Annotated in this window: 16 protein-coding genes; 10 read left to right on the forward strand and 6 right to left on the reverse strand. The window is 64.0% G+C overall.

All coding sequences use genetic code 11. The features are described from left to right. Position 1 precedes the first annotated feature (1 nt). Positions 2-1,330 carry an MFS transporter gene (locus tag GGR40_RS05910; RefSeq protein ID WP_429275284.1) on the reverse strand — a complete coding sequence of 443 codons (1,329 nt, stop codon included), beginning with the start codon at positions 1,328-1,330 and terminating at the stop codon, positions 2-4. After that, the gene (locus tag GGR40_RS05915) at positions 1,327-3,003 is read right to left on the reverse strand and encodes an alpha/beta fold hydrolase (protein WP_429275285.1); all 1,677 of its coding nucleotides are present in this window, start codon (positions 3,001-3,003) and stop codon (positions 1,327-1,329) included. The genes GGR40_RS05910 and GGR40_RS05915 overlap by 4 nt, the downstream gene beginning before the upstream one ends. Before the next feature lie 92 nt (positions 3,004-3,095). Between GGR40_RS05915 and GGR40_RS05920 the strand changes: the two genes are divergently transcribed. From GGR40_RS05920 to GGR40_RS05940, 5 genes are all read left to right on the forward strand, one after another. After that, positions 3,096-4,346 carry an MFS transporter gene (locus tag GGR40_RS05920; protein WP_429275599.1) on the forward strand — a complete coding sequence of 417 codons (1,251 nt, stop codon included), beginning with the start codon at positions 3,096-3,098 and terminating at the stop codon, positions 4,344-4,346. 239 nt (positions 4,347-4,585) lie between these two features. Beyond that, entirely contained in the window at positions 4,586-6,790 is a 2,205-nt protein-coding gene (locus tag GGR40_RS05925) for a TonB-dependent receptor (protein WP_429275286.1), read from the forward strand. Between the two features lie 167 nt (positions 6,791-6,957). After that, positions 6,958-7,701, forward strand: a complete 744-nt coding sequence (locus GGR40_RS05930) for a GntR family transcriptional regulator (protein ID WP_429275287.1) — start codon at positions 6,958-6,960, stop codon at positions 7,699-7,701. 75 nt (positions 7,702-7,776) lie between these two features. After that, positions 7,777-8,793 (forward strand): zinc-dependent alcohol dehydrogenase family protein, encoded by a 1,017-nt coding sequence (locus tag GGR40_RS05935; protein WP_429275288.1) that lies wholly within the window; start codon positions 7,777-7,779, stop codon positions 8,791-8,793. 10 nt (positions 8,794-8,803) lie between these two features. Further along, entirely contained in the window at positions 8,804-10,168 is a 1,365-nt protein-coding gene (locus GGR40_RS05940) for an MmgE/PrpD family protein (RefSeq protein ID WP_429275289.1), read from the forward strand. Positions 10,169-10,220: 52 nt separating this feature from the next. On the opposite strand, the gene GGR40_RS05945 is transcribed toward GGR40_RS05940, so the two are convergent. Both GGR40_RS05945 and GGR40_RS05950 read right to left on the reverse strand, forming a co-directional pair. Then, positions 10,221-11,045 (reverse strand): SDR family NAD(P)-dependent oxidoreductase, encoded by an 825-nt coding sequence (locus tag GGR40_RS05945; protein ID WP_429275290.1) that lies wholly within the window; start codon positions 11,043-11,045, stop codon positions 10,221-10,223. Continuing rightward, a complete protein-coding gene (locus GGR40_RS05950) occupies positions 11,042-11,350 on the reverse strand; it encodes an REDY-like protein HapK (protein WP_429275291.1) in 309 nt (102 codons plus the stop codon). The genes GGR40_RS05945 and GGR40_RS05950 overlap by 4 nt, the downstream gene beginning before the upstream one ends. A 78-nt stretch (positions 11,351-11,428) precedes the next feature. Between GGR40_RS05950 and GGR40_RS05955 the strand changes: the two genes are divergently transcribed. The 5 genes from GGR40_RS05955 (at position 11,429) to GGR40_RS05975 (ending at position 17,099) form a co-directional block, all read left to right on the forward strand. Continuing rightward, entirely contained in the window at positions 11,429-12,640 is a 1,212-nt protein-coding gene (locus GGR40_RS05955) for a class I SAM-dependent methyltransferase (RefSeq protein ID WP_429275292.1), read from the forward strand. Further along, the gene (locus GGR40_RS05960; RefSeq protein WP_429275293.1) at positions 12,640-12,999 is read left to right on the forward strand and encodes a hypothetical protein; all 360 of its coding nucleotides are present in this window, start codon (positions 12,640-12,642) and stop codon (positions 12,997-12,999) included. Before GGR40_RS05955 ends, GGR40_RS05960 begins: the two co-directional genes overlap by 1 nt. Next, on the forward strand, positions 12,996-14,384 hold the full coding sequence (locus tag GGR40_RS05965; RefSeq protein WP_429275294.1) for an FAD-dependent oxidoreductase: 1,389 nt from the start codon (positions 12,996-12,998) through the stop codon (positions 14,382-14,384). The genes GGR40_RS05960 and GGR40_RS05965 overlap by 4 nt, the downstream gene beginning before the upstream one ends. Positions 14,385-14,466: 82 nt before the next feature. Beyond that, positions 14,467-16,095 carry an FAD-binding oxidoreductase gene (locus GGR40_RS05970; protein WP_429275295.1) on the forward strand — a complete coding sequence of 543 codons (1,629 nt, stop codon included), beginning with the start codon at positions 14,467-14,469 and terminating at the stop codon, positions 16,093-16,095. Continuing rightward, the gene (locus GGR40_RS05975; protein WP_429275296.1) at positions 16,095-17,099 is read left to right on the forward strand and encodes a zinc-binding dehydrogenase; all 1,005 of its coding nucleotides are present in this window, start codon (positions 16,095-16,097) and stop codon (positions 17,097-17,099) included. The genes GGR40_RS05970 and GGR40_RS05975 overlap by 1 nt, the downstream gene beginning before the upstream one ends. A 9-nt stretch (positions 17,100-17,108) precedes the next feature. Here GGR40_RS05975 and GGR40_RS05980 read toward each other — a convergent pair whose 3' ends face one another. Both GGR40_RS05980 and GGR40_RS05985 read right to left on the reverse strand, forming a co-directional pair. Further along, positions 17,109-18,353, reverse strand: coding sequence for an MFS transporter (locus GGR40_RS05980; protein WP_429275297.1), 1,245 nt, complete (start codon positions 18,351-18,353; stop codon positions 17,109-17,111). Between the two features lie 141 nt (positions 18,354-18,494). Further along, positions 18,495-18,875 (reverse strand): c-type cytochrome, encoded by a 381-nt coding sequence (locus GGR40_RS05985; RefSeq protein WP_429275298.1) that lies wholly within the window; start codon positions 18,873-18,875, stop codon positions 18,495-18,497. Positions 18,876-18,918 lie beyond the last annotated feature (43 nt).

The following is an 18,918-nucleotide window of genomic DNA, read 5'->3' on the forward strand; positions in this document are numbered from 1 at the left end:
GTCAGGCCCTTTCGTTCGCGATGACGGCGGCGCGGAAGGTCGTGCGCCCGGCGGCAAGGGTCGCCGCGGCGGCAAGACCGCAGCCGAAGAAGACCACCCCCAGCGACCAGGCGATGCCTCCCGGCCCGGTGAAGACGGTATCCGACAGGAACCCGACCAGAAAATTGCCCGCAGTCAGCGCGATCAGGCCGGAGCAGATGGTGTGGATCGCCATCACCTGTCCACGCAATCTGTTGGGCGTGATCGCCGAAATGCCGGAATAGACGCCAGAGATATTCCAGTTCAGGAACAGCGCGTTGAGCGCATAGAAAACCAGCGCCAGCCATCCGGACGGGACGAGGCAGGCAGCGGTTCCGAACAGCACCATGGACGCCGCCGCACCCATGGCCGCCAGCACCGGGGCATCGCGGTGCCCCTTGCGCAGCAACCACGCGATGACCCACCCGCTGTTGATCGCAGCAAAGGCGCTGACCGGAAAGCCGACCGCGCCAAGGGCATAGCCGGTCTGTGCCGCGTCCCACCCATGCGCGCGGATGAACAGCGCCGGAAACCAGCCGACTATGGCATAGACACAGACAAGGTTGAGCACGGTGCCGATGAGGAAGCAGCCATAAGCGCGGGGGCGTTCGGCAAAAAGCTGCAGGATGGGGCGCAGGCTGATGCTGGTGACCTGGGTATCCAGTCCCTTGCGCGCGGGCTCCCGAATGCTCAGGACGATGATCAGCGCCAGCACGATCCCCGGCAGGCCGCATAGCACGAACACGATCTGCCATGGCATGCTCGTCCCGAACAGCGCAGGGATGCCGACGATCAGGGCATCCGCCCAACGGATGAACAGGCCGCTCAATGCCATTGCCGCCGCCGTGCCGATGGAACTGCCCAGCACGAAGACACCGTAAGCACGCGGCCGCACTTCAGGCGCGAAGTAGTCGGCGATCAGTGACGTCGCGACCGGCACAAGCGCGGCTTCGCCTACGCCCACCATCATGCGCGCGGCGAACAGTTCGCCGAAGCTGGACGCGAACGAGCAGCAGATCGTGGCAAGGCTCCAAACCGTCAGCCCGCCCACCAGCACAGGCACGCGGCGCGACCGATCGCACAGCATCCCCAGAGGCAGTCCCAGAAGGCTGTAGACCATCGAGAAGGCCATGCCCTGCAGCAGCCCGAACTCGGTGTCGGTCAGGTGCAGGCTGCGCTCCAGCGGCTCTATCAGCAGCGCGATGGAAACGCGGTCGAGGATCGCCAGCGCATAGGCCAGCGTCAGCAGGGCGATGACATACCAGGCATATCCGCGCGCAGGCCAGACATGCGGCCCGGCGGGGCTGCTCACGCAACGTCCTCGGTCTGGCGGGCAGCAAGGAAGCCGGACAGGATGGGCGCGGCATCGGCGATGCGATCGGGGCGGATCGCGCAGGTTGCCCGGCTCAGGCTCCGTGCCAGCTGCGGAGCTCCGGCGTGGAACGGATCGTCTTCGCGGGTGAAGACCAGCACGGGATGGTCAGGCGTGCTCGGCGTGGCCGCCTGGGACGCATGAAGGGCGTCGCCGTAGCGAACCGGCTGCTTGATCGTACCGACGAGCGCGCGGTGCAGGGTGGCTCCGTCGATGGAGGCCTCGGTCTGGCGCTGCGCCGACCCTTCGCGCGAATACCAGGGCCATTGAACCTGCGCATCGCGCACCATGTGCCATGCGCGATGAAGGTGTCCGCCACCCATGTCGAAGCCGATCGGTGGGCAAAGGGCATCCCGGTCGGCGACAACTTGCGGCACACCGTCAAGGGCAACGGTGCGCACAGACTCGGGGTGAGATCCGGCAAGGGACAGCGCGAGATGGGCGACGGGGCCGATCGCAAGGATGTCCACTGGCCCGCCGATCTGCGCGATCACGTCCTGTAGCGCGGCAACGTATCCTGCCGGGGAAGGATCCTCCAGAGCGTCGGATTCGCCAAAGCCCGGCAGTTCCAGGACGACCGTGTCGCGGATTGCCTCCAGAGCGGCCTGCCAGAGCCTGCCTTCGACAGGGGCAGGGGCTTCGAGGATGAGAAGAGGCGTTTCCCCCACCGGGCCGCGCCGATCGTAATGGATCTGGCCCTCGGCGTGGTCGAAATAACCGGTCGTTCCCGACATTTCGCAGGGTGCCATATAGGCCGAAGTGTCCGATGCTTCGCCTAGGCGCTGCAGCAACCACTCGCGCCAGCGGTGACGGTCGGCCTCAAGCCGCTCTACCTTGAGAGCGGGATTCTCGTCCAATGGGATGCGGTCGAGGAAGCCGTAAAGCACGTCATCCTGCCGGGCGGCTATCAGCGTCGGCACGGTGACGCCGCGCAACGCCCGGCCGCAGTCGTAACGCATGGCGGCGCCATAAGCGTCCGCATAGTGCGGTCCCGCGCTGAACAGGTCGATCGTGTAGTCCTCGATCCATTCAGCCGGGGGCATCTCACGGGCCACACGATGCGCAGCAGCCGGGGAGAACCATGGAAACCAGCGCAGCATGTCGCGAGTACGCGTCCATTCGGCAGCGATGTAGGCGCCATTCGCGTCGATGACGAAAGGGCGCATATAGGCGTCGACGAACGGTGCGGGGGCAAGTGTGGGCGGATAGGACAGACCGTCGAGGATCAGCGCCGGCGGCTGCCCAGAAGAGAAAGCGTATTCCAAAGCGATCTTTGCGCTCGTGTGGGTGGCATAGATCGGCGCATGGCTGAGCTTGAGAGCATCAAGTGCATCGCCAAGCGCGGCTGCGAAATCGGTTATTTCCGGCGTATCGATGCCCAACGGATCGGAATTGCCGTAACCCGGTGTGTCGAGCGCGACGACGTGGAAGTGCGGCGCAAGGAACCGCATGAGGTCGATATGCAGACGCGACGATCGAGGCGAATCGTGCAGCAGGACCACTGGGCGGCCTTCGCCTGCCTCACGCAAGTGGATGCGCTTCCCCCCGACATTGACGAAGCGCCGCTTGATCCGGACCGACGCGGGAATGGTGGCAGGTGGTCGAGACGCCATGGGGTTCACGCCCTTATTTTGATATAGACTTATACCTATTGGTGAGTGATAAAAATCCGCTTGTCCAGCCCGGAGATCGAACCAAGGTGAAGATGCACCAACGCGCTTTCTCGAAAGACTTGCCGAAACACGACCATCCGCGCGGCTGGACCGTGGTCATCGCTGCGATGGTCGGCGTGGCTCTGGGGATGAGCCCGATCCCGTTCTATACCATCGGAATGCTGGGGCCACAGTTGTCGGCGGAGTTCGGATGGAGCTTCGCTGCGTTGATGGCCAGCATCACCGTGCAGTCAGGCGTAGTGATGATCGCAAGTCCGTTGTCCGGCATCGCCATCGACCGATTTGGCGCGCGAAAGGTAGCTCTGCTATCCTTGCCGCTGTTCGGGCTGTCTTATATGAGCCTGGCGCTCAACAACGGGTCGTTGATGATCTTCTACGCCCAATGGATCGTAATGTCGATCCTTGGTATCGGTACGCTCTCCGCTACCTGGACCCGCGTGGTGACGCAGTGGTTCGACAAGAGGCGGGGCATGGCGCTGGGCGTGGCGAGTTGCGGCACCGGGATTACGGGCTTCCTCATCAAACCGCTATGCGCCAGCCTGATTCAGGCATATGGCTGGCGGACCGCTGTGATGGTGATCGGCTGCCTGCCGATCGTGATTGGTGTGCCGGTCGTGGCGGCGCTGTTTCGAGAGATCAGGTGCGGGCCGCGGAAGGCTGAGGACGTACCCGGCGCGGATTTGGCCCAATCTGGCGTGACCTTGGCTGAAGCCATGCGCGATCGGCGGCTATGGACCATGGCAGGCGCTTTTCTGTCCATCGCCTTTGCGTTGACTGCCCCCACGCCGAACCTGGAGAACATCCTCAGGACACGGGCCTTCACTCTGGCACAGATCGGTGAAATCACCGCGGCTTTCGGCTTGTCGGTCATCTGCGGCCGGCTGTTGGGCGGATGGTTGCTGGATAGAGTGTGGGCGCCGCTGATCGCGGCCTTCATCCTTGTGTTCCCGGCCATCGGCTGCTGGCTGCTCACCACCGGATCGATCAACGCGCTGACGGCGACGCTGGCGACTGTTTCGCTGGGATTCGGTGCAGGTTTCGAGTTCGATCTGCTGGCCTATCTCATCAGCCGGTACTTCGGGCAGAAACATTACGGGTCGATCTACGGCTGCTTCTATGCGGTGATCGCGTTTGCGGGGGGATTGGGGCCGGTGGTTTTCGGCTACGCCTTTGACCGGGTCGGTGATTACACGCTGGCTCTGCGCTGTGGATCGGTATGTCTTGTCACCGGGGCGGCCCTGCTCCTGATGATGGGGGCTTACCCGAAGGACCATCGAAAGTAGCGCCTTCCCATGCACTTGATCGAAGTGCAGCCGGCGCAATGTGCACATTTATCGCCGGATTGTAAAAAGCCGGGTTGACACGACGTTCAATGTATTATGTCTTTAATGCATAACAAATAGGAACGGGTGAAGGCGGCAGGATCCGTCTCGACTCAAGCTTCAGGCCAGGAAAATGAGGAGTCGTCATGCATAGTTCGACGAGGGGTATTCGTGCGCGCGTGCTTTGCGCAGCCGGGTTGATGACGATCGGCATCGCCACCGGCGCGCAGGCTCAGGAAACTCCGCAGGCCGACACGGCCTCGACACGCGGGAACCTGGGAGGCGACATCATCGTCACCGCCCAACGCCGCCCCGAACGTTTGCAGGACGTCCCCGTTGCGGTCACCGCATTCAACGAAGAGACGATCCGTAACCTCAATCTCAACGATGCGATAAAGACTGCGCAACTGGTCCCCGGCATGATTGCCACGCATAACGCGGGTCTGGGAACGGCAAACGCCTATTACCTGCGTGGCCTTGGAAACAGCCAGTCCGTGGCCACGTTCGATCCTCCGGTCGGTACCTATGTCGACAACGTCTATGTGGCCCGTCAGAACGCCAACAACTATCAGTTCTTCGACGTCGATCGGGTGGAAGTGCTGCGCGGACCGCAAGGTACGCTGTTCGGTCGCAATACAACCGGCGGTGCGGTTTCCGTCATCATGAAGAAGCCGTCCGACAAGATGGGCGCCAAGTTCGAGGGTACTTACGGCTCCTTCGATCGATCCACCGCCAAGGCAACGGTGGACATGCCGGTCAGTGAGCAGATCCTCACCAAATGGTCGGCTTACTATGTCTATGACGAAGGCTACCTTCGGAACGTGACGACGGGCGATCGCCTGAACGGGGAACGTAACTACGGCTTCCGAGGCGATATACGACTTCTGCCCAGCGACGATCTGACGATCGATCTGTCGGGTGAATATACCCGCAATACGGGGACATACCTTGGCGTCTATGCGGCCCCCATTCGGTCAAGCCGCTACAAGACCACGACTACTCCCGACTTCTACAACACGCGGAATGCCCTGCGGAAGGGCAACTGCAACGGTGATCCCGTGAACATCCTGCTCACCACCACCACGGGCAACTGTGCGTTGACGGATAGCTATGCGACGACCGCAGACGTCAACTGGCAGACTGATGCAGGCAACCTTGAGCTGATCGCGGGGTACCGCAAGCAGGATCAGGGCTATATCAATAACTATAATGGCACCACCACCAACGTATATGCCGCCTACATCCTGGCGGACAAGGTTAAGAACAATCAGGTTTCAGCCGAACTGAAATGGACGGGTGAGGCTTTCGATGATCGGCTGAAATACGTTGCCGGCGTGTTTTACCTGCGCGAAGTCAATCGTCTTCAGTCTGCCGACTTCCAGGGTGCTGCAACCGCCACATCGTTCAACCTGCTGCAGGATCGCCATTTCCGGCAGGAAGTTGAGACCGTCGCCGGCTATCTCCAGGGCGATTATGAAATCGTACCGGATCTGACGCTGACCGTCGGAGCGCGATATACGTATGAAAAGAAGCGGATAGAGTATTTCGACTCCGAGCGGTTCCCCGGCTTCGGGTTCAACAGCGCCGATGTGCGGGCCGCCGGAATTCCGCTGAAGCTGACGCAGAACCGGGTAACTCCCCGGGTCGCGATCAACTACAAGCTGTCCCCGGCCGTCATGCTCTATGCATCGGCGACCAACGGGTTCAAGTCTGGCGGTTGGAACGGCAACGCCGCGGTATCGACCCGCGTTCTGGCATTCGAACCCGAAGTCACCTGGTCCTACGAAGGTGGTATCAAGTCCGAGCTGTTCGACCGCAAGGTGCGCATCAATCTGAATGGCTACTATGCCCGGACCAAGAATCTGCAGATCACGTCCGGGATCGTGCCGCCGGGGGAGACGGTCATCGTCAGCCTGGCGCGCAATGCTGGCACACTCGTCGATTATGGCCTTGAATTCGAAACCGTCTTCGCGCCGGTGCGCAATTTCGAATTCTTCGCCAACGGGTCGCTTGCACGGGGCAAGTACTCGTCGGTCGTGATCCTGCCGAACGTGTCCCAGGCGCTGCAGATTTCTACCGATACCCGGCCCGTCCGGACGCCGACCTTCCAGTTCACTGGCGGCGCGACATACACTATCCCCGTCGATGCGCTTGACGGCGACATCAAGCTGATCGGGGCTTACCGCCACAACTCGTCCTACTATGTGGCGGTGCTCAACAATGCGGCGGCGCCACGCGAAGACTTCGTCGATCTCAAGGTCGCCTACGAGCAGGCAGATGGCGGCTTTGGCGCGTCGTTCGGGGTCACCAACCTGACCAAGCAGGAAACGATCACGGCCAACTTCCTGTCGTTGTTCCCAGGCGATCCACGCCGCTTCACCGGCAGCATCTGGTTCAAGTTCTGAGCCCACTGGCAGGTGCAAGGGAAGGGGGGCTGCGCGCCCCTCTTTTCTTGCCCGCCTTTTTGACACCCGAAATTTGCCGTCGCATGGGCGATTGACATATCAGTCAGAGATGTAACGCCAAGGCCGCGCATGATCGCGTGGTGCCGTCTTTGTTCGGGAGTGTCAGGGTGGTCGATCGCGAGGGTGCAGTACCTCTCTACTACCAGATCTATCTGCAGTTGCGCGATGAGATCCTGAGCGGCCAGCGTCCGTTAGGCAGTGCCATGCCGACCGAGCACGAACTGGCAGACCTGTTCCGGGTTTCGCGCATCACGGCGCGGCGCGTGCTCAACGAACTGGCCGAGCAGCGCTACGTCGAACGCAAGCGCAGGCTCGGCACGCGTGTGATCTTCAAGTCCCCGGCCAAGCCGATCGAGGCCGACATCGATCAGGCGATGGACTCTTTGATGGCGCTGGGCACCGGTACCACGGTGAACGTGATCGAGGTCAATCGCGAACAGCCCAATCCCACTGTCGCCGCAGCATTGCAGGTCAATACCGGTGACGAGGTGATCCGGGCGGTGCGTATCCGTTATCTGGACGGCACGCCGATCGGCTATGTGGTCAGTTACGTGCCGGGGGATCTTGCGGGCCTCATCACGTCGGGCAATCTTGCCAAGGGACCGATTCTGCAGCTTCTGGCGGATGCCGGATACAAGGCGGTCCATGCCGAGCAGACGATCGGCGCGCTTCAGGCAGATCCTCAACTGGCGCAGGCGCTGGAGGTGGCGCCGCTTGCGGCGTTGCTGCGCATCAGCCGGACGAGCTACGATGAGAACGAGCGGCCGTTCCTGCTTACCTTTGCGCATTACCGTTCGGACAAGTTCACCATTCGGCTCGACCTGCATGGAACCCGCTACGCGGTCAATTGACGGCAAGGGTGCTTGACCGATCTATTGTTATAGGTACGATACAAAAAGCTCGCTATCATTAGCTTTGGGGGTATCGTGAAGGCCTATACGATCGGTTCGCAGCAGGGCATTGCATCGCTGACTGCAGTGACGAAGGACGTCCCGCAGCCTGGGCCCGGCCAGGTTCTGGTCAAAGTGCAGGCAGCCGCGCTCAATCATCGCGATATTCTCATCGTGTCCAGCAAGTACGGCGCTCCCCGGCCGGAGAGCCGCGTCCCCGTATCCGACGGCGTCGGCGAGATCGCGGTGCTGGGTGAAGGCGTTTCGGGTTTCGAAGCGGGCGAGCGCGTGATCGCGCCGCACTTCGTGGCCTGGACTGACGGTCCTTTTTCGCCGGCCTATTTTGGTCATGATATCGGAGTGACGCATGACGGCTGGCTGGCCGAATACGTGCTGATCCCCGCCCATGCGCTGGTCAAGGTGCCTGACAGCCTGACGAACCGGCAGGTTGCGGCGCTTTCCGGCGCGGCGCTGACGGCGTGGAACGCCATCGTCGAAGTCGGCAAGGTGAAGGCTGGCGACAGCGTGCTGGCGCTTGGCACCGGCGGCGTCTCCATCATGGCGCTGCAGATCGCGCGGATGTGCGGAGCGCGCGTGGCGATTACGTCCTCCAGCGACGAGAAGCTGGAGCAGGCCAGGGCGCTGGGTGCTGACGTCACCGTGAACTATCGCAACGACCCGGAGTGGGAGAAGACGGTTTTCGCCGCATTGGGCAACGGCGCGGATATCGTGATCGAGACCGGCGGCCTTGCGACCCTGCGTCAGTCGATCGCCGCAGCGGCGCCGCTTGGGCGCATCGCCATCATCGGTGCGCTGGCTGGCACGGTGAGCGATCCGCTGCCCAACTTCGGCACTATCATCGGCAAGAATCTGGCGATCCACGGAATCGCCGCGGGTGGCCGGGCGATGTTGCAGCGCCTTGTCAATGCGATTGCCGCCAATGGCATGGAGCCGGTGGTCAACAAGGTGTTCGGCTTCGACGAGGCGCGCGATGCTTATGCCTATGTCCATTCCGGCGATCACTTCGGCAAGGTCATGATCCAGATCGCCTGAGCGGCCGCCAATGACCTGCGATCCTGCAGCCCGTCTTGTCGATCATGCGCTGTCCGTCGAATGGGCAGCGCTGCCCCGCTCTGCGCAAGCGGCGGCAAGGGCTTTCCTGTTCGACAGCCTGGCGGTGGGCGTTGCGGGGCACGGCGCGATCCATGCAGCCGAGGTACGGGCGATGGCGCAGGTCTGGACCGGCAAGGCGGCGGGCGAAGGGCTGGTGCTGGGCGAACAAGGGCTTCGCCTGCCCGCGCCCTATGCCGCCTACGCCAATGCCTACCAGATTCACTCGCAGGAATATGACTGCGTTCACGAGGCCGCCGTGGCGCATCCGATGGCAACGGTCTGTGCGGCTCTACTTGCGGAGGCCGGACGCGCGCCCGCAGCGGGTGCGGACTTCCTGGCGGCGGTCGTCGCAGGGATCGACGTGGTGGCGACGCTTGGCGTTTCGGTGAAGGGGCCGCTGAAGTTCTTTCGCCCGGCCACGGCAGGCATCTTTGGCTGCGTGGCGGCACTTTCACGGCTGCGCCGGGTAGAGCCGGAGGTGGGACGCCGTGCCTTCGGCCATGCACTCGCCTTGGCAAGCGGAACCATGCAATCGCACATAGAGGGCAAGCCGACGCTGGCCTTGCAGGTTGCGGCGGCTGCGCGTTCTGCCGTGGAAGCCTTCGACCTGGCGCGGGCGGGCATACCATCGCCCGATGGTGCGATAGGCGGTCCCTTCGGCTATATGGCGCTGTTCGAGAACGATCCGGCGCTGGAACCCGAACTCGAACGTCTCGGGACGGTATGGCGTGTCGAGGAAGTGAGTTGGAAGCCGTTCCCGACGGGGCGGGCGGCCCAGGGTGCCATCGTGGCGTTGAAGACGCTGATGGCAGACCATGGCGTGACTGCTGACACTCTGGAGTCGCTCGAATACCACGCGCCGCCCCTGATCCATCGGCTTGTCGGGCGACGACCGCAGGCGGACATGACAGTGCCTTACGCGCGCCTGTGCTTTGCGTGGCTGGGCGCTGTGGTCCTGCGGGACGGGGACGTGGGGTTGGACGTTTTCACGCCTGATCAGCTTGCCGCCCCCACGCTGCTGTCCGTTGCCGAGAAGATCACGGTCGTCCCCGACGACAATCCCGATCTGGCCGCTTTCGTACCGGCCTACGCCGAAGCCCGGCTGAAGGATGGCCGCGTCCTGCGTGTCGATGTGGCGCGGCAGTTCGGCGCGCCCGAATGGCCGTTGACGCTGGACGAGCAGATGGAAAAGGCCCGCCGGTGCTTTGCGTTCGGTGGTCTGGACGACGCGCTGGCGCCTGATCTGCATGCGCTGGTGGCAAAGCTCGATGAGGCGGGCGATGTCGTGGCGGTTCTGACGCCGCTTCTGGGCTGATGTGGCGTTCGACAGGCTCGTGCCGAGCCTGTCGAAGCTTCACCCGAACCGGTCAGTGCGGTTCTTCCCCGCCCGAGACGTTCATGCTTTCCCCGGTGATGTAGACGGCTTCGTCCGAGCACAGGAACGCCACTGCCGACGCCGTGTCTTCAGGCATGCCGGGGCGCCCCATCGGGATGCGCGCGGCCATGTTGGCAAGATACTGCTCCACCGAAATGCCCTGCACGGCCGCAAAATGCTCGTTCTGCCACTTGCCGAGGCCAGTGGTCACATGGTTCGGGCAGACGTTGTTCACGGTGATGCCGTGTGGCCCCAGTTCGATCGACGCGGAGCGTACCAGCCCGACAAGGCCGTGTTTCGACGCGGTATAGGCCTGCGCGTGCATGAAGCCTGACTTCGCCGCCTGGCTGGCGATGTTGACCACGCGCCCGCCGCGGCCATGCGCGATCATGATCTCGGCAGCGGCCTGCAGGCCGTACCACGCACCGGTCAGGTTGACGTCGATCACCGCGCGCCATTCGTCATCGGCGACTTCCATCATCGGCTTCATGATGTAGCCGATCCCGGCATTGTTCACCCAGATATCGAGCGAGCCATGCGTATCGACGGCATGACGGGCGAGGGCGCGGACCTGATCGGGATTGCGCACGTCGCACGGGAAGGTTGATGCGGAGGGCAGCGATGCGGCGATCGCGTCCATTTCGGCGCTGGATCCGGTCATCGACCCCGGCGTGGCGGCATCGGCAGGCGTGCCGATGTCCGATATCACCACAGTCGCACCTTCGGCGGCGAGGCGGCGGGCGATGCCTTCGCCCAGCCCCCCCGCCCGGCCCGACCCGGTGACGACCGCGACTTTGCCTGCGAACCGTCCGCTCATGCGCCCAGCTTCTCGGTCATGATGAAGATCGGGTCGGCCCAGTCCTGAAACTCCGCGGCCACTTTGCCCATCGCTTCGGTGGAGGTCTCCTCGCCGAACAGCGCCATGTCGGCGACGTCGATGATCTCCACGTACTGGTAGGGAGCCGTGCCGCCGCCTAGCAGACCCGTGGTGCGCAGCACTTCGAAGTTCGAAACGGAGTTCAGGCCGTTCACGGTCGGCAGGTCGGTATTCTCCGCCCAGCGTTCATAATCCGTAACGCTCTTTCCGGGCTTGAGGTTCAGCAGCACGATGATGCGAGCCATGGGTCATCTACTCCTTGAGGTGTGTTGGCCTACCTGCTAATTGATATATAGACATGACATATAACGCGAGGGTTGTACATGCCTGGAAATGATCCGGCCGCCGACTATGACGGCCCGCCCGACTACCGCGTGATCGGCCGCCATGCCCTGTTTCCACAGACGAGCCATGACGAAGTCGAGCGGATCAACTTCCTTGCCCAGATGAATCGCCATCTGGCGGCCAATGTCGTGCCGGGGGTGAAGCAGGCCTTTGAAAAACGGGTGGGCCCGTCCTTCGAGGCTGCGGAAGGGCGGCCCATCGGCAACCGCCACGAAGCGCGAAAGGCACTGCTTCAGGACCCTGCGTTCCAGACATGGTCGGCGTTGCGGCGCATGACGATGGAGCAGCGACAGCAGGCCGGGCGCTGGACGGCGCTGCGCCAGGCCGAACAGCTGGCCGACAAGGCGCGGGAGATGACGCAGGGCGACGACCGCCTGAAGCTGGACCCCGCATTGACGCAGCCGCGGTACGTTTCGGCGGTCGATCATCACTGCATGCCGGGCAGCTATCACACCGAATACTTCCCCGGAGACGTCACCAACGGTGCGAATTACGATCACGCCGGGTTCGTCACGACCAGCGGCCTGCTCGGCAAGTATTCCGATGGGGGCGGCCATGCGGTCGTGCGCTGGGTCAAGCGCAACCTTCCCGATTTCCAGCCCCGGCAGATTCTTGAGATCGGCGGCACGGTTGGGCATTCCAGCCTGCCGCTGGCGCAGGCATTTCCCGAGGCGGAGATGACGATCGTCGATCTGGGCGCGCCGGTGCTGCGCTATGGTCTGGCGCGCGCCAAGTCTCTGGGCGTCGACAACGTGCGCTTCGTGCAGGCGAGCGGCGAGGACTTGTCGATCTTCCCCGATGCCAGCTTCGACTGGATCCAGACCACGATGTTCCTGCACGAACTGTCCACCAGTTCGATGCGCGCGATCATGGCCGAAACGCGCCGGCTGCTGCGGCCCGGTGGCATCGTATTGCATGTGGAGCAGCCACAGTACGCACCGGGGATGCCGCTGTTCGAGCAGGCCATGCGCGATTGGGATGCCTACTACAACAACGAGCCGTTCTGGAGCCGGATGCACGAAATGGATCTCGACGCCGAGATGATCGCTGCCGGGTTCGAGCGGGACCGGCTGATCCGCGGCGGCGTGACGGCGGTGGTAGACCGCGAACTGTTCCCCGATGCCGCGGACGACGACAAGGAAGACTATGGCCGCAAGGCGGCCTGGCATGTGATCGGAGCAACCGTCTGATGTCCATAGCCGATGCCCTGCGCGGCGCGGGCGCCAAGCCCGCGGGTAAGCGCCCCTATTTTCTCGAACCGCAGGTGGAGCGCGTCCTCGCCATCACGATGGCGATGGCGCAGGAACTGGCAGTCGCCCGTCAGCGCGCTGATACGCTGGAGCGGCTGCTTCTGGAAAAAGGCGTGCTGGCCGAAGGGGAGATCGACGCATTCGTCCCGGACCGCACGGCTGCGACCGAACGCGCCTTGTGGAATCAGGAGTACATCGCCCGCATCCTGCGCATCGTGCAGCAGGAGAACGAGGCGGTGGGGCGTCCGGACGACATCGCCTCTGAAGATGTGGCGGTAGAGGTCGGCGCGGAATCGTGAGCGGGGGGCAGTTTGAGTTCACCGTCGATGTGCTGGTCATGGGCGGCGGCGCCTGTGGGGTAACGGCTGCACTTGCCGCCGCCGACGCCGGTGCGGAGGTGCTGCTCGTCGAGGCGGACGCCCGCCCCATGGGTACCACCGGCATGTCGATGGGCGTGTTCTGCGCCGCGGGGACGCAGGCGCAGGCAGCAGCGGGCGAACAGGATGACGGCGCCACGTTCTTCGCCGATATCATGGCCAAGACGCGTGGACAGACCGACCCGGAGATCGCGCACGCGCTTGCCTATGGATCGGGTCCGACGCTGGACTGGCTGGTGGAGCGCCACGGGGTGCCGCTGGAACTGGATACGGGGTTCCGGTCGGCTTACGGCAACACGCGGATGCGCGTGCATGGTTGGCCGGGGCATGCCGGGCAGGACTTGCTGGATCTGCTCCACCGCAAGGCCGCCGATGCGGGCGTCATGCTGCTCAACCCGGCGCGGGTGGTCGATCTGATTGCCGACGGTTCGGGCCGGGTTCTGGGTGTCGAGATCGCACGGCCCGGCGGAGAGCGCGAGCGGGTGGGATGCAAGGCGCTGGTGATCGCCAGCGGCGGCTTTGCGGGCAATCATGCGATGCTTCGCGCGCATATCCCCGAAATGGCACAGGCGCGTAACAACGGTCACGAAGGCAGCCAGGGCGACGGCATACGGCTGGGGGCGGGCATCGGGGCCGCACTTGCCGATCTGGGCGCATTCCAAGGGTATGCGATGCTTACCGAGCCGCAGGGGATCAGCGTGCCGCCGGGGTTCGTCATCGACGGCGCAGTGCTGGTCAATATCGAAGGCCGCCGGTTCGTCGATGAAAAGGATGACATCGCCGGGATGGTCCATCCCGTGATGGCGCAGCCGGGCGATCATGTCTGGGTCGTATTCGACGAAGAGATCGAACGGCGCAACGCCTACCAGCCCGATACCCGGACGCTGACGCAACTTAACGCAGCCCGTCGCGGCGAAGATGCGCAGGCGCTGGCGAGCCGGATCGGAGTCAATCCCGACGCCCTGACAGCGTCGCTGGCAGAAGCATGGCAGGCGCATGCAGACGGGCGGCCCGATGCGGTGGGAAGAACGTGGGAGGGCGATCCGCCTCCGTCGGGCGCGCTTGGCGCGTTCAAGGTCGTTGGAGCGATCTATCATACCCAGGGCGGGTTGCAGATCGATCGGCACGCGCGGGTTCTGCGTGAGGATGGTTCTGCCTTGCCCAACGTCTTTGCGGGCGGCGGCGCGGCACGCAGCGTTTCCGGGCCGTCGTCGTGGGGCTACCTCCCCGCGATGGGCCTCTGCACGGCGGTAACTTTGGGCCGCCTGGCCGGAGAGGGTGCAGCAGGAGTGGCGGCAGAGAGGTGATCGCTCTGCGGAGGCTGTCCCGGCGCCGCCTTGCGTGATCAACCCAGCCTGACAGCAGTAAATCACGATTAATCACTGGAGCATGACGATGGAACCGCTGAACGCGACGCTTCCCCAACCGACCGCGGCCACGCCCGCCCTCCTCGAAAGCCTTGCAGCGATCGTGGGCGCCGGGAACGTCACTGCGGACGATGCCAAACGCAAGCTGCACAGCGAGGACATCTGGGCGCGTTCGCAAGAAGTCGTCGCGCTCATCGTTTCGCCCGCCACGACGGAGGAACTGGCTGCGGTGGTCAAGGCCATCGGTGAAGCAGGGTGCTCGATCGCGCCGCGCGGGGCGGGCATGAGCTATACCTCCGCCTATGTCCCTGCCAATGGACACACCGTTTCCATCGACATGCTGCGGATGAACCGCATCGTGTCCGTCAACCGCGCCGACATGACGGTGACCGTGCAGGCGGGCGTCAACTGGACCCAGCTGAACGAGGCACTGGCAAGGGAAGGCCTGCGCACTCCGTTCTGGGGCCCGATGTCGGGGCTTACCTCGACCATCGGCGGCGGCCTGTCGCAGCTCAACGCCATGTTCGGGGCAAGTCAATACGGCACCAGCAGCGAAAGCGTGGTGGCGCTGACCGTGGTCACCGGCACCGGCGAAGTGATCCGCACCGGGGCGCGCGGGCAGGGCGGCGAGCATCCGTTCTACCGCCACTTCGGCCCCGATCTTGCGGGAATCTTCTGCGGCGATTGCGGCACGCTGGGGATCAAGGCCGAAGTCACCTTCCGTCTCATCGCCGCTCCTGCACACGAGGACTACGCCTCGTTCTCCTTCCCCAGCGGTGAAAAGCTGCTGGAGGCGATGGGCGAGATGTCGCGCGCGGGCATCGCCTGCGAGATGTGCGCCTTCGACCCCGGCCTGACCGAGGTGCGCATGAAGCGCATGTCGCTGATGTCCGACGTAAAGACGCTCGGAGCCGTGATCGGCAAGGAGAAGTCGCTGGGCAAGGGGCTGCTGTCGGCGGCCAAGGTGGCGCTGGGCGGTCGCAACTTCATCCCCAAAGGCGATTATCCGCTCCACGTCATCGCAGAAGGGCGCAGCAAGGATGCAGTGGCATTCGATCTGGCGGAAGCGCGCCGGATCGCGCGCGCGTTCGGCGGAACGGAAATCGAGAACTCGATCGCGAAGATCATCCGCGCCAACCCGTTCCCGCCGCTCAACTCGATGCTCGGCCCGACGGGGGAGGCGTGGATTCCGGTCCATGGTGTCTGCCCGCTCTCCACGGCACCGCAGATATTCACCGAAATCCAGCAGTTCTACGCCGACAATGCTGCATTGTTCACCGAACACGAGATCCACACCGGCTTCCTGTTTACCGGCATGGCCAGCAACGCCCTGATAATCGAGCCGGTGTTCTTCTGGCCGACCGGCTGGCGCCCGATCCATGAACAGTCGATGGAAGCCACCCACGTCGCGCGCCTGACGCAGCGCCCTGAAAACCCGGCGGCGACCGAGGCGGTGAAGTTCCTGCGCAAGGGCGTCGTTGCGATCTGCGCGCGCTACGGGACCGGTCATTTCCAGATTGGGCGGACGTATCCTTATCGGGAGAGCCGGGATCCTGCGTTCACGGCGCTGCTCGACACGCTCAAGGCGCACCTCGATCCCCAGGGCCTTTTTAACCCCGGCGTGCTCGGCTTCCCTGAAGGGCAGGCGTGATGGCCAGCTATCAGGCGGTTCAACTGGCCCGGTTCGGAGAAGGCTTTCGCGACGCGGCCCGCATCGTCGACATCGACCTGCGCGATCCGGCGCCCGGCGAAGTGCGTGTTCGCAACCAGTACGCAGGCGTCAACGGCATCTTCGATACGCAGATCGCGCGAAATGCGGTGGACTATGTGAAGATCGGCCTGCCTACGCTGACTGGCGTGGAAGCGCTGGGCATCGTGGAGGCCGTGGGGCAGGGGGTGACCGACCTTGCCCCCGGCGATGCGGTGGTGACCACGCGCTTTCCCGGCGGCTATCGTCAGTACAACATCGCTCCGCGCGATCATTTCGTGCAGGTGGCCGACGCCACGCCAGATTGGCTGGCGCTGGCATCAACCGGCGTTTCTGCATGGATGGCGCTGTTCCATATCGGGGCCGCGCAGCCCGGAGAAGTCGTGGCGATCTCGGCGGCGGCGGGGGGGCTGGGCCATCTGATCGTTCAGCTTGCAGCGCTGAAGGGGTGCGAGGTCGTGGCCGTCTGCGGCGGCCCGATGAAGTCCGATTTCGTGCGCAGTCTGGGCGCGGCAAGGGTGATCGACTACCGGTCGGAATCCGTGCCGGAAGTCCTGGCGCGTGAATATCCCAACCGCCTCGATGTTGCGATCGACACCGTCAGCGGCGAAATCTTCGATGCCTTCCTCGATAACGTCGCACCGCACGGGCGGGTCGTGGTGGGCGGGGCTGCCTCAGACCTTGAGGGACGCCCCGAGATCGTCACCGCGCCCCGCATTGCCCACAAGCTGTATTACAAGGGCGCTTCCGTGCGTGGGTTCATGAACGGGCTGCTGGCACCGTTCTGGCCCCCCGCGCGTGACGAGGTGTTCGGGCTGTACCGCGAAGGCAAGCTGAAGGTCCGCTTCGACGAGGAACACTTCGTCGGGCTTCCCGGCGTTTTCGATGCCGTGGAGCGCCTTCTCTCCGGACGCTCGATGGGCAAGGTCATCGTCGATCTGCGCTGAAGCAGACCGTCACGGATGCTGCTGCTCGAACCTGCGATAGGGGCCGAGCAGCAGCAACGCCGCAGCGCAGACCAGTAGCGCCACGGCAGAACAGCTGAGCGACAGCGCGTAAGTTCCATGGACGTCGAAGTCGTAGCCGAAGACGGGCGCTGCGAACCCTGCGCCGATGGCGAACGGGATGTAAAGCCAGCCATAGATCGTGCCATAGTGCTTCATCCCGAAATAGCGTGCGACGATGAAGGCGATGAAATCGTACTCGATGCCCAGCGCAAACCCGATGAGGAAGATGGAGAGCGCTGCCGCCTGCGGGTCAATGGGGCCGCCGAACAGCGTCCAGTAGGACAGGCCGGGCAGGGATAGCAGAATGGCCCCGATCGCGGGTGCCCAGAACCGGTCCAGCAGCCATCCTCCGACCAGCCGCCCGATGATTGCCGATAGGCCGATCAGCGGCGTCAGGGAGGCGATCGTGCCCGACGACAGGTCGCCGCTGCGCAGGATGCCTTCCATGTTGGGCACGGCGCCGCCCAGCGCGAAGGAAATGGGGACCAGCGCCACTGCCAGCAGCCAGAAACGCCAGTCGCGCACGGCCTGGGCCATGGTCATGCCGCCGGTCGGGAGATCGGCTGCGGGGGCGTCTCCGGGCTGTGGAGCGGGATTGCGGAACCACATGAAGGCGATCGGCAGGGCCAGTACCAGCGGCAGCAGCCCCAGTCCGATGAACGCCCCTCGCCAGCCCCACTGCGCGATGAGCCAGCCGACATAGGGCTTTGCGGCAATGCCGAAGAGGCCGGAGCCCATCATCGCCAGTCCCAGCGCCAGCCCCTTGTTGCGCTGGAAATGATCGTTGACCAGCCGGGTCCAGGTAATGGGCAGCGTCCCCGCACCTCCCAGCGCGATGAAAGCCCAGGTCAGGTAGAAATGGAGGATGGACCCGGACGACGACGCCAGCGACAGAACCCCGCAGCCGAACAGCACCAGAGAGCACAGCGCGACGCGCCTGGCGCCGAAACGCCCGGTCAGCATCCCGGTCAACGGTGCGGAGAGGACGACGGCTAGCGTGGTGATGGACAGCACGCCCATGACCTGCGCAATCGACCAGCCGAAATCGGCGGCCAGTTGCGGCGCCAGCATGCCCAGCGTGTAGACCGGCAGCGGCGACAGCCCCAGCCCGACGCCCAGCGTGGCGGCGGCTACGATCCGCCAGCCTTGTGCGAACTCGCCGCGAATTTCACTGGTGCGGGTGGAGCCATGCATCTGTCGAACGTCCCGTCCATTGTCGGAAAGATGCGATGATGTGGCAGGCCGCCGCCAGAAGGCAGGGGCTTTGGCGCCTTCTATCCGCCTTGCGGCGAAGCCGGGCCTCGATACCTGCGGTGGTGATCGAGGCTCTGCGGACTACCTGGTCGCGGCTTTGAGATAGGCTATCAGTGCAGCGCGTTCCTCGGGCTTGGTCATGCCAGGGAAAGCCATCGTCGTGCCGGGAACCAGCTTGCTGGGCCGCGTCAGCCACGCGTCCAATGCCTTGTCGTCCCACTTGACGTTGCTCTTGGTAAGCGCCGGAGAAAAGCGAAATCCGGGCTTGGAGGCGGCCTTCTTGCCGTAAAAGCCGTGAAGGTTCGGGCCTACCTTGTGGGGCTGCCCTGCTGCGGTCGAATGGCAGGCCTGGCAACGCACATAAAGGCGCTTGCCGTCAGGCGCCGCTGCCAGGGCGCTGCCGGGGAGGATCGTGGCGGCGACGAACAGGCCGATGGCGGCTGTCGAAGGGAGTGCGGCCATGCCGCGACGCGCTTTCATCTCTCGTATACCTCGTAAAGAACGC

Origin of the sequence: Novosphingobium gossypii (assembly GCF_050433305.1) — a bacterium.
In the GTDB taxonomy this organism is placed as follows: Bacteria; Pseudomonadota; Alphaproteobacteria; order Sphingomonadales; family Sphingomonadaceae; genus Novosphingobium; species Novosphingobium gossypii.

Bases quoted from the DNA above. Each gene is read 5' to 3' on its own strand.
- GGR40_RS05925 (WP_429275286.1), top strand. From the start codon at position 4,586: ATGACGATCGGCATCGCCACCGGCGCGCAGGCTCAGGAAACTCCGCAG.
- GGR40_RS05960 (WP_429275293.1), top strand. From the start codon at position 12,640: ATGTCCATAGCCGATGCCCTGCGCGGCGCGGGCGCCAAGCCCGCGGGT.
- GGR40_RS05915 (WP_429275285.1), bottom strand. From the start codon at position 3,003: ATGGCGTCTCGACCACCTGCCACCATTCCCGCGTCGGTCCGGATCAAG.
- GGR40_RS05985 (WP_429275298.1), bottom strand. From the start codon at position 18,875: ATGGCCGCACTCCCTTCGACAGCCGCCATCGGCCTGTTCGTCGCCGCC.
- GGR40_RS05940 (WP_429275289.1), top strand. From the start codon at position 8,804: ATGACCTGCGATCCTGCAGCCCGTCTTGTCGATCATGCGCTGTCCGTC.
- GGR40_RS05970 (WP_429275295.1), top strand. From the start codon at position 14,467: ATGACGATGGAACCGCTGAACGCGACGCTTCCCCAACCGACCGCGGCC.
- GGR40_RS05950 (WP_429275291.1), bottom strand. From the start codon at position 11,350: ATGGCTCGCATCATCGTGCTGCTGAACCTCAAGCCCGGAAAGAGCGTT.
- GGR40_RS05920 (WP_429275599.1), top strand. From the start codon at position 3,096: ATGCACCAACGCGCTTTCTCGAAAGACTTGCCGAAACACGACCATCCG.
- GGR40_RS05980 (WP_429275297.1), bottom strand. From the start codon at position 18,353: ATGCATGGCTCCACCCGCACCAGTGAAATTCGCGGCGAGTTCGCACAA.
- GGR40_RS05945 (WP_429275290.1), bottom strand. From the start codon at position 11,045: ATGAGCGGACGGTTCGCAGGCAAAGTCGCGGTCGTCACCGGGTCGGGC.
- GGR40_RS05975 (WP_429275296.1), top strand. From the start codon at position 16,095: ATGGCCAGCTATCAGGCGGTTCAACTGGCCCGGTTCGGAGAAGGCTTT.
- GGR40_RS05955 (WP_429275292.1), top strand. From the start codon at position 11,429: ATGCCTGGAAATGATCCGGCCGCCGACTATGACGGCCCGCCCGACTAC.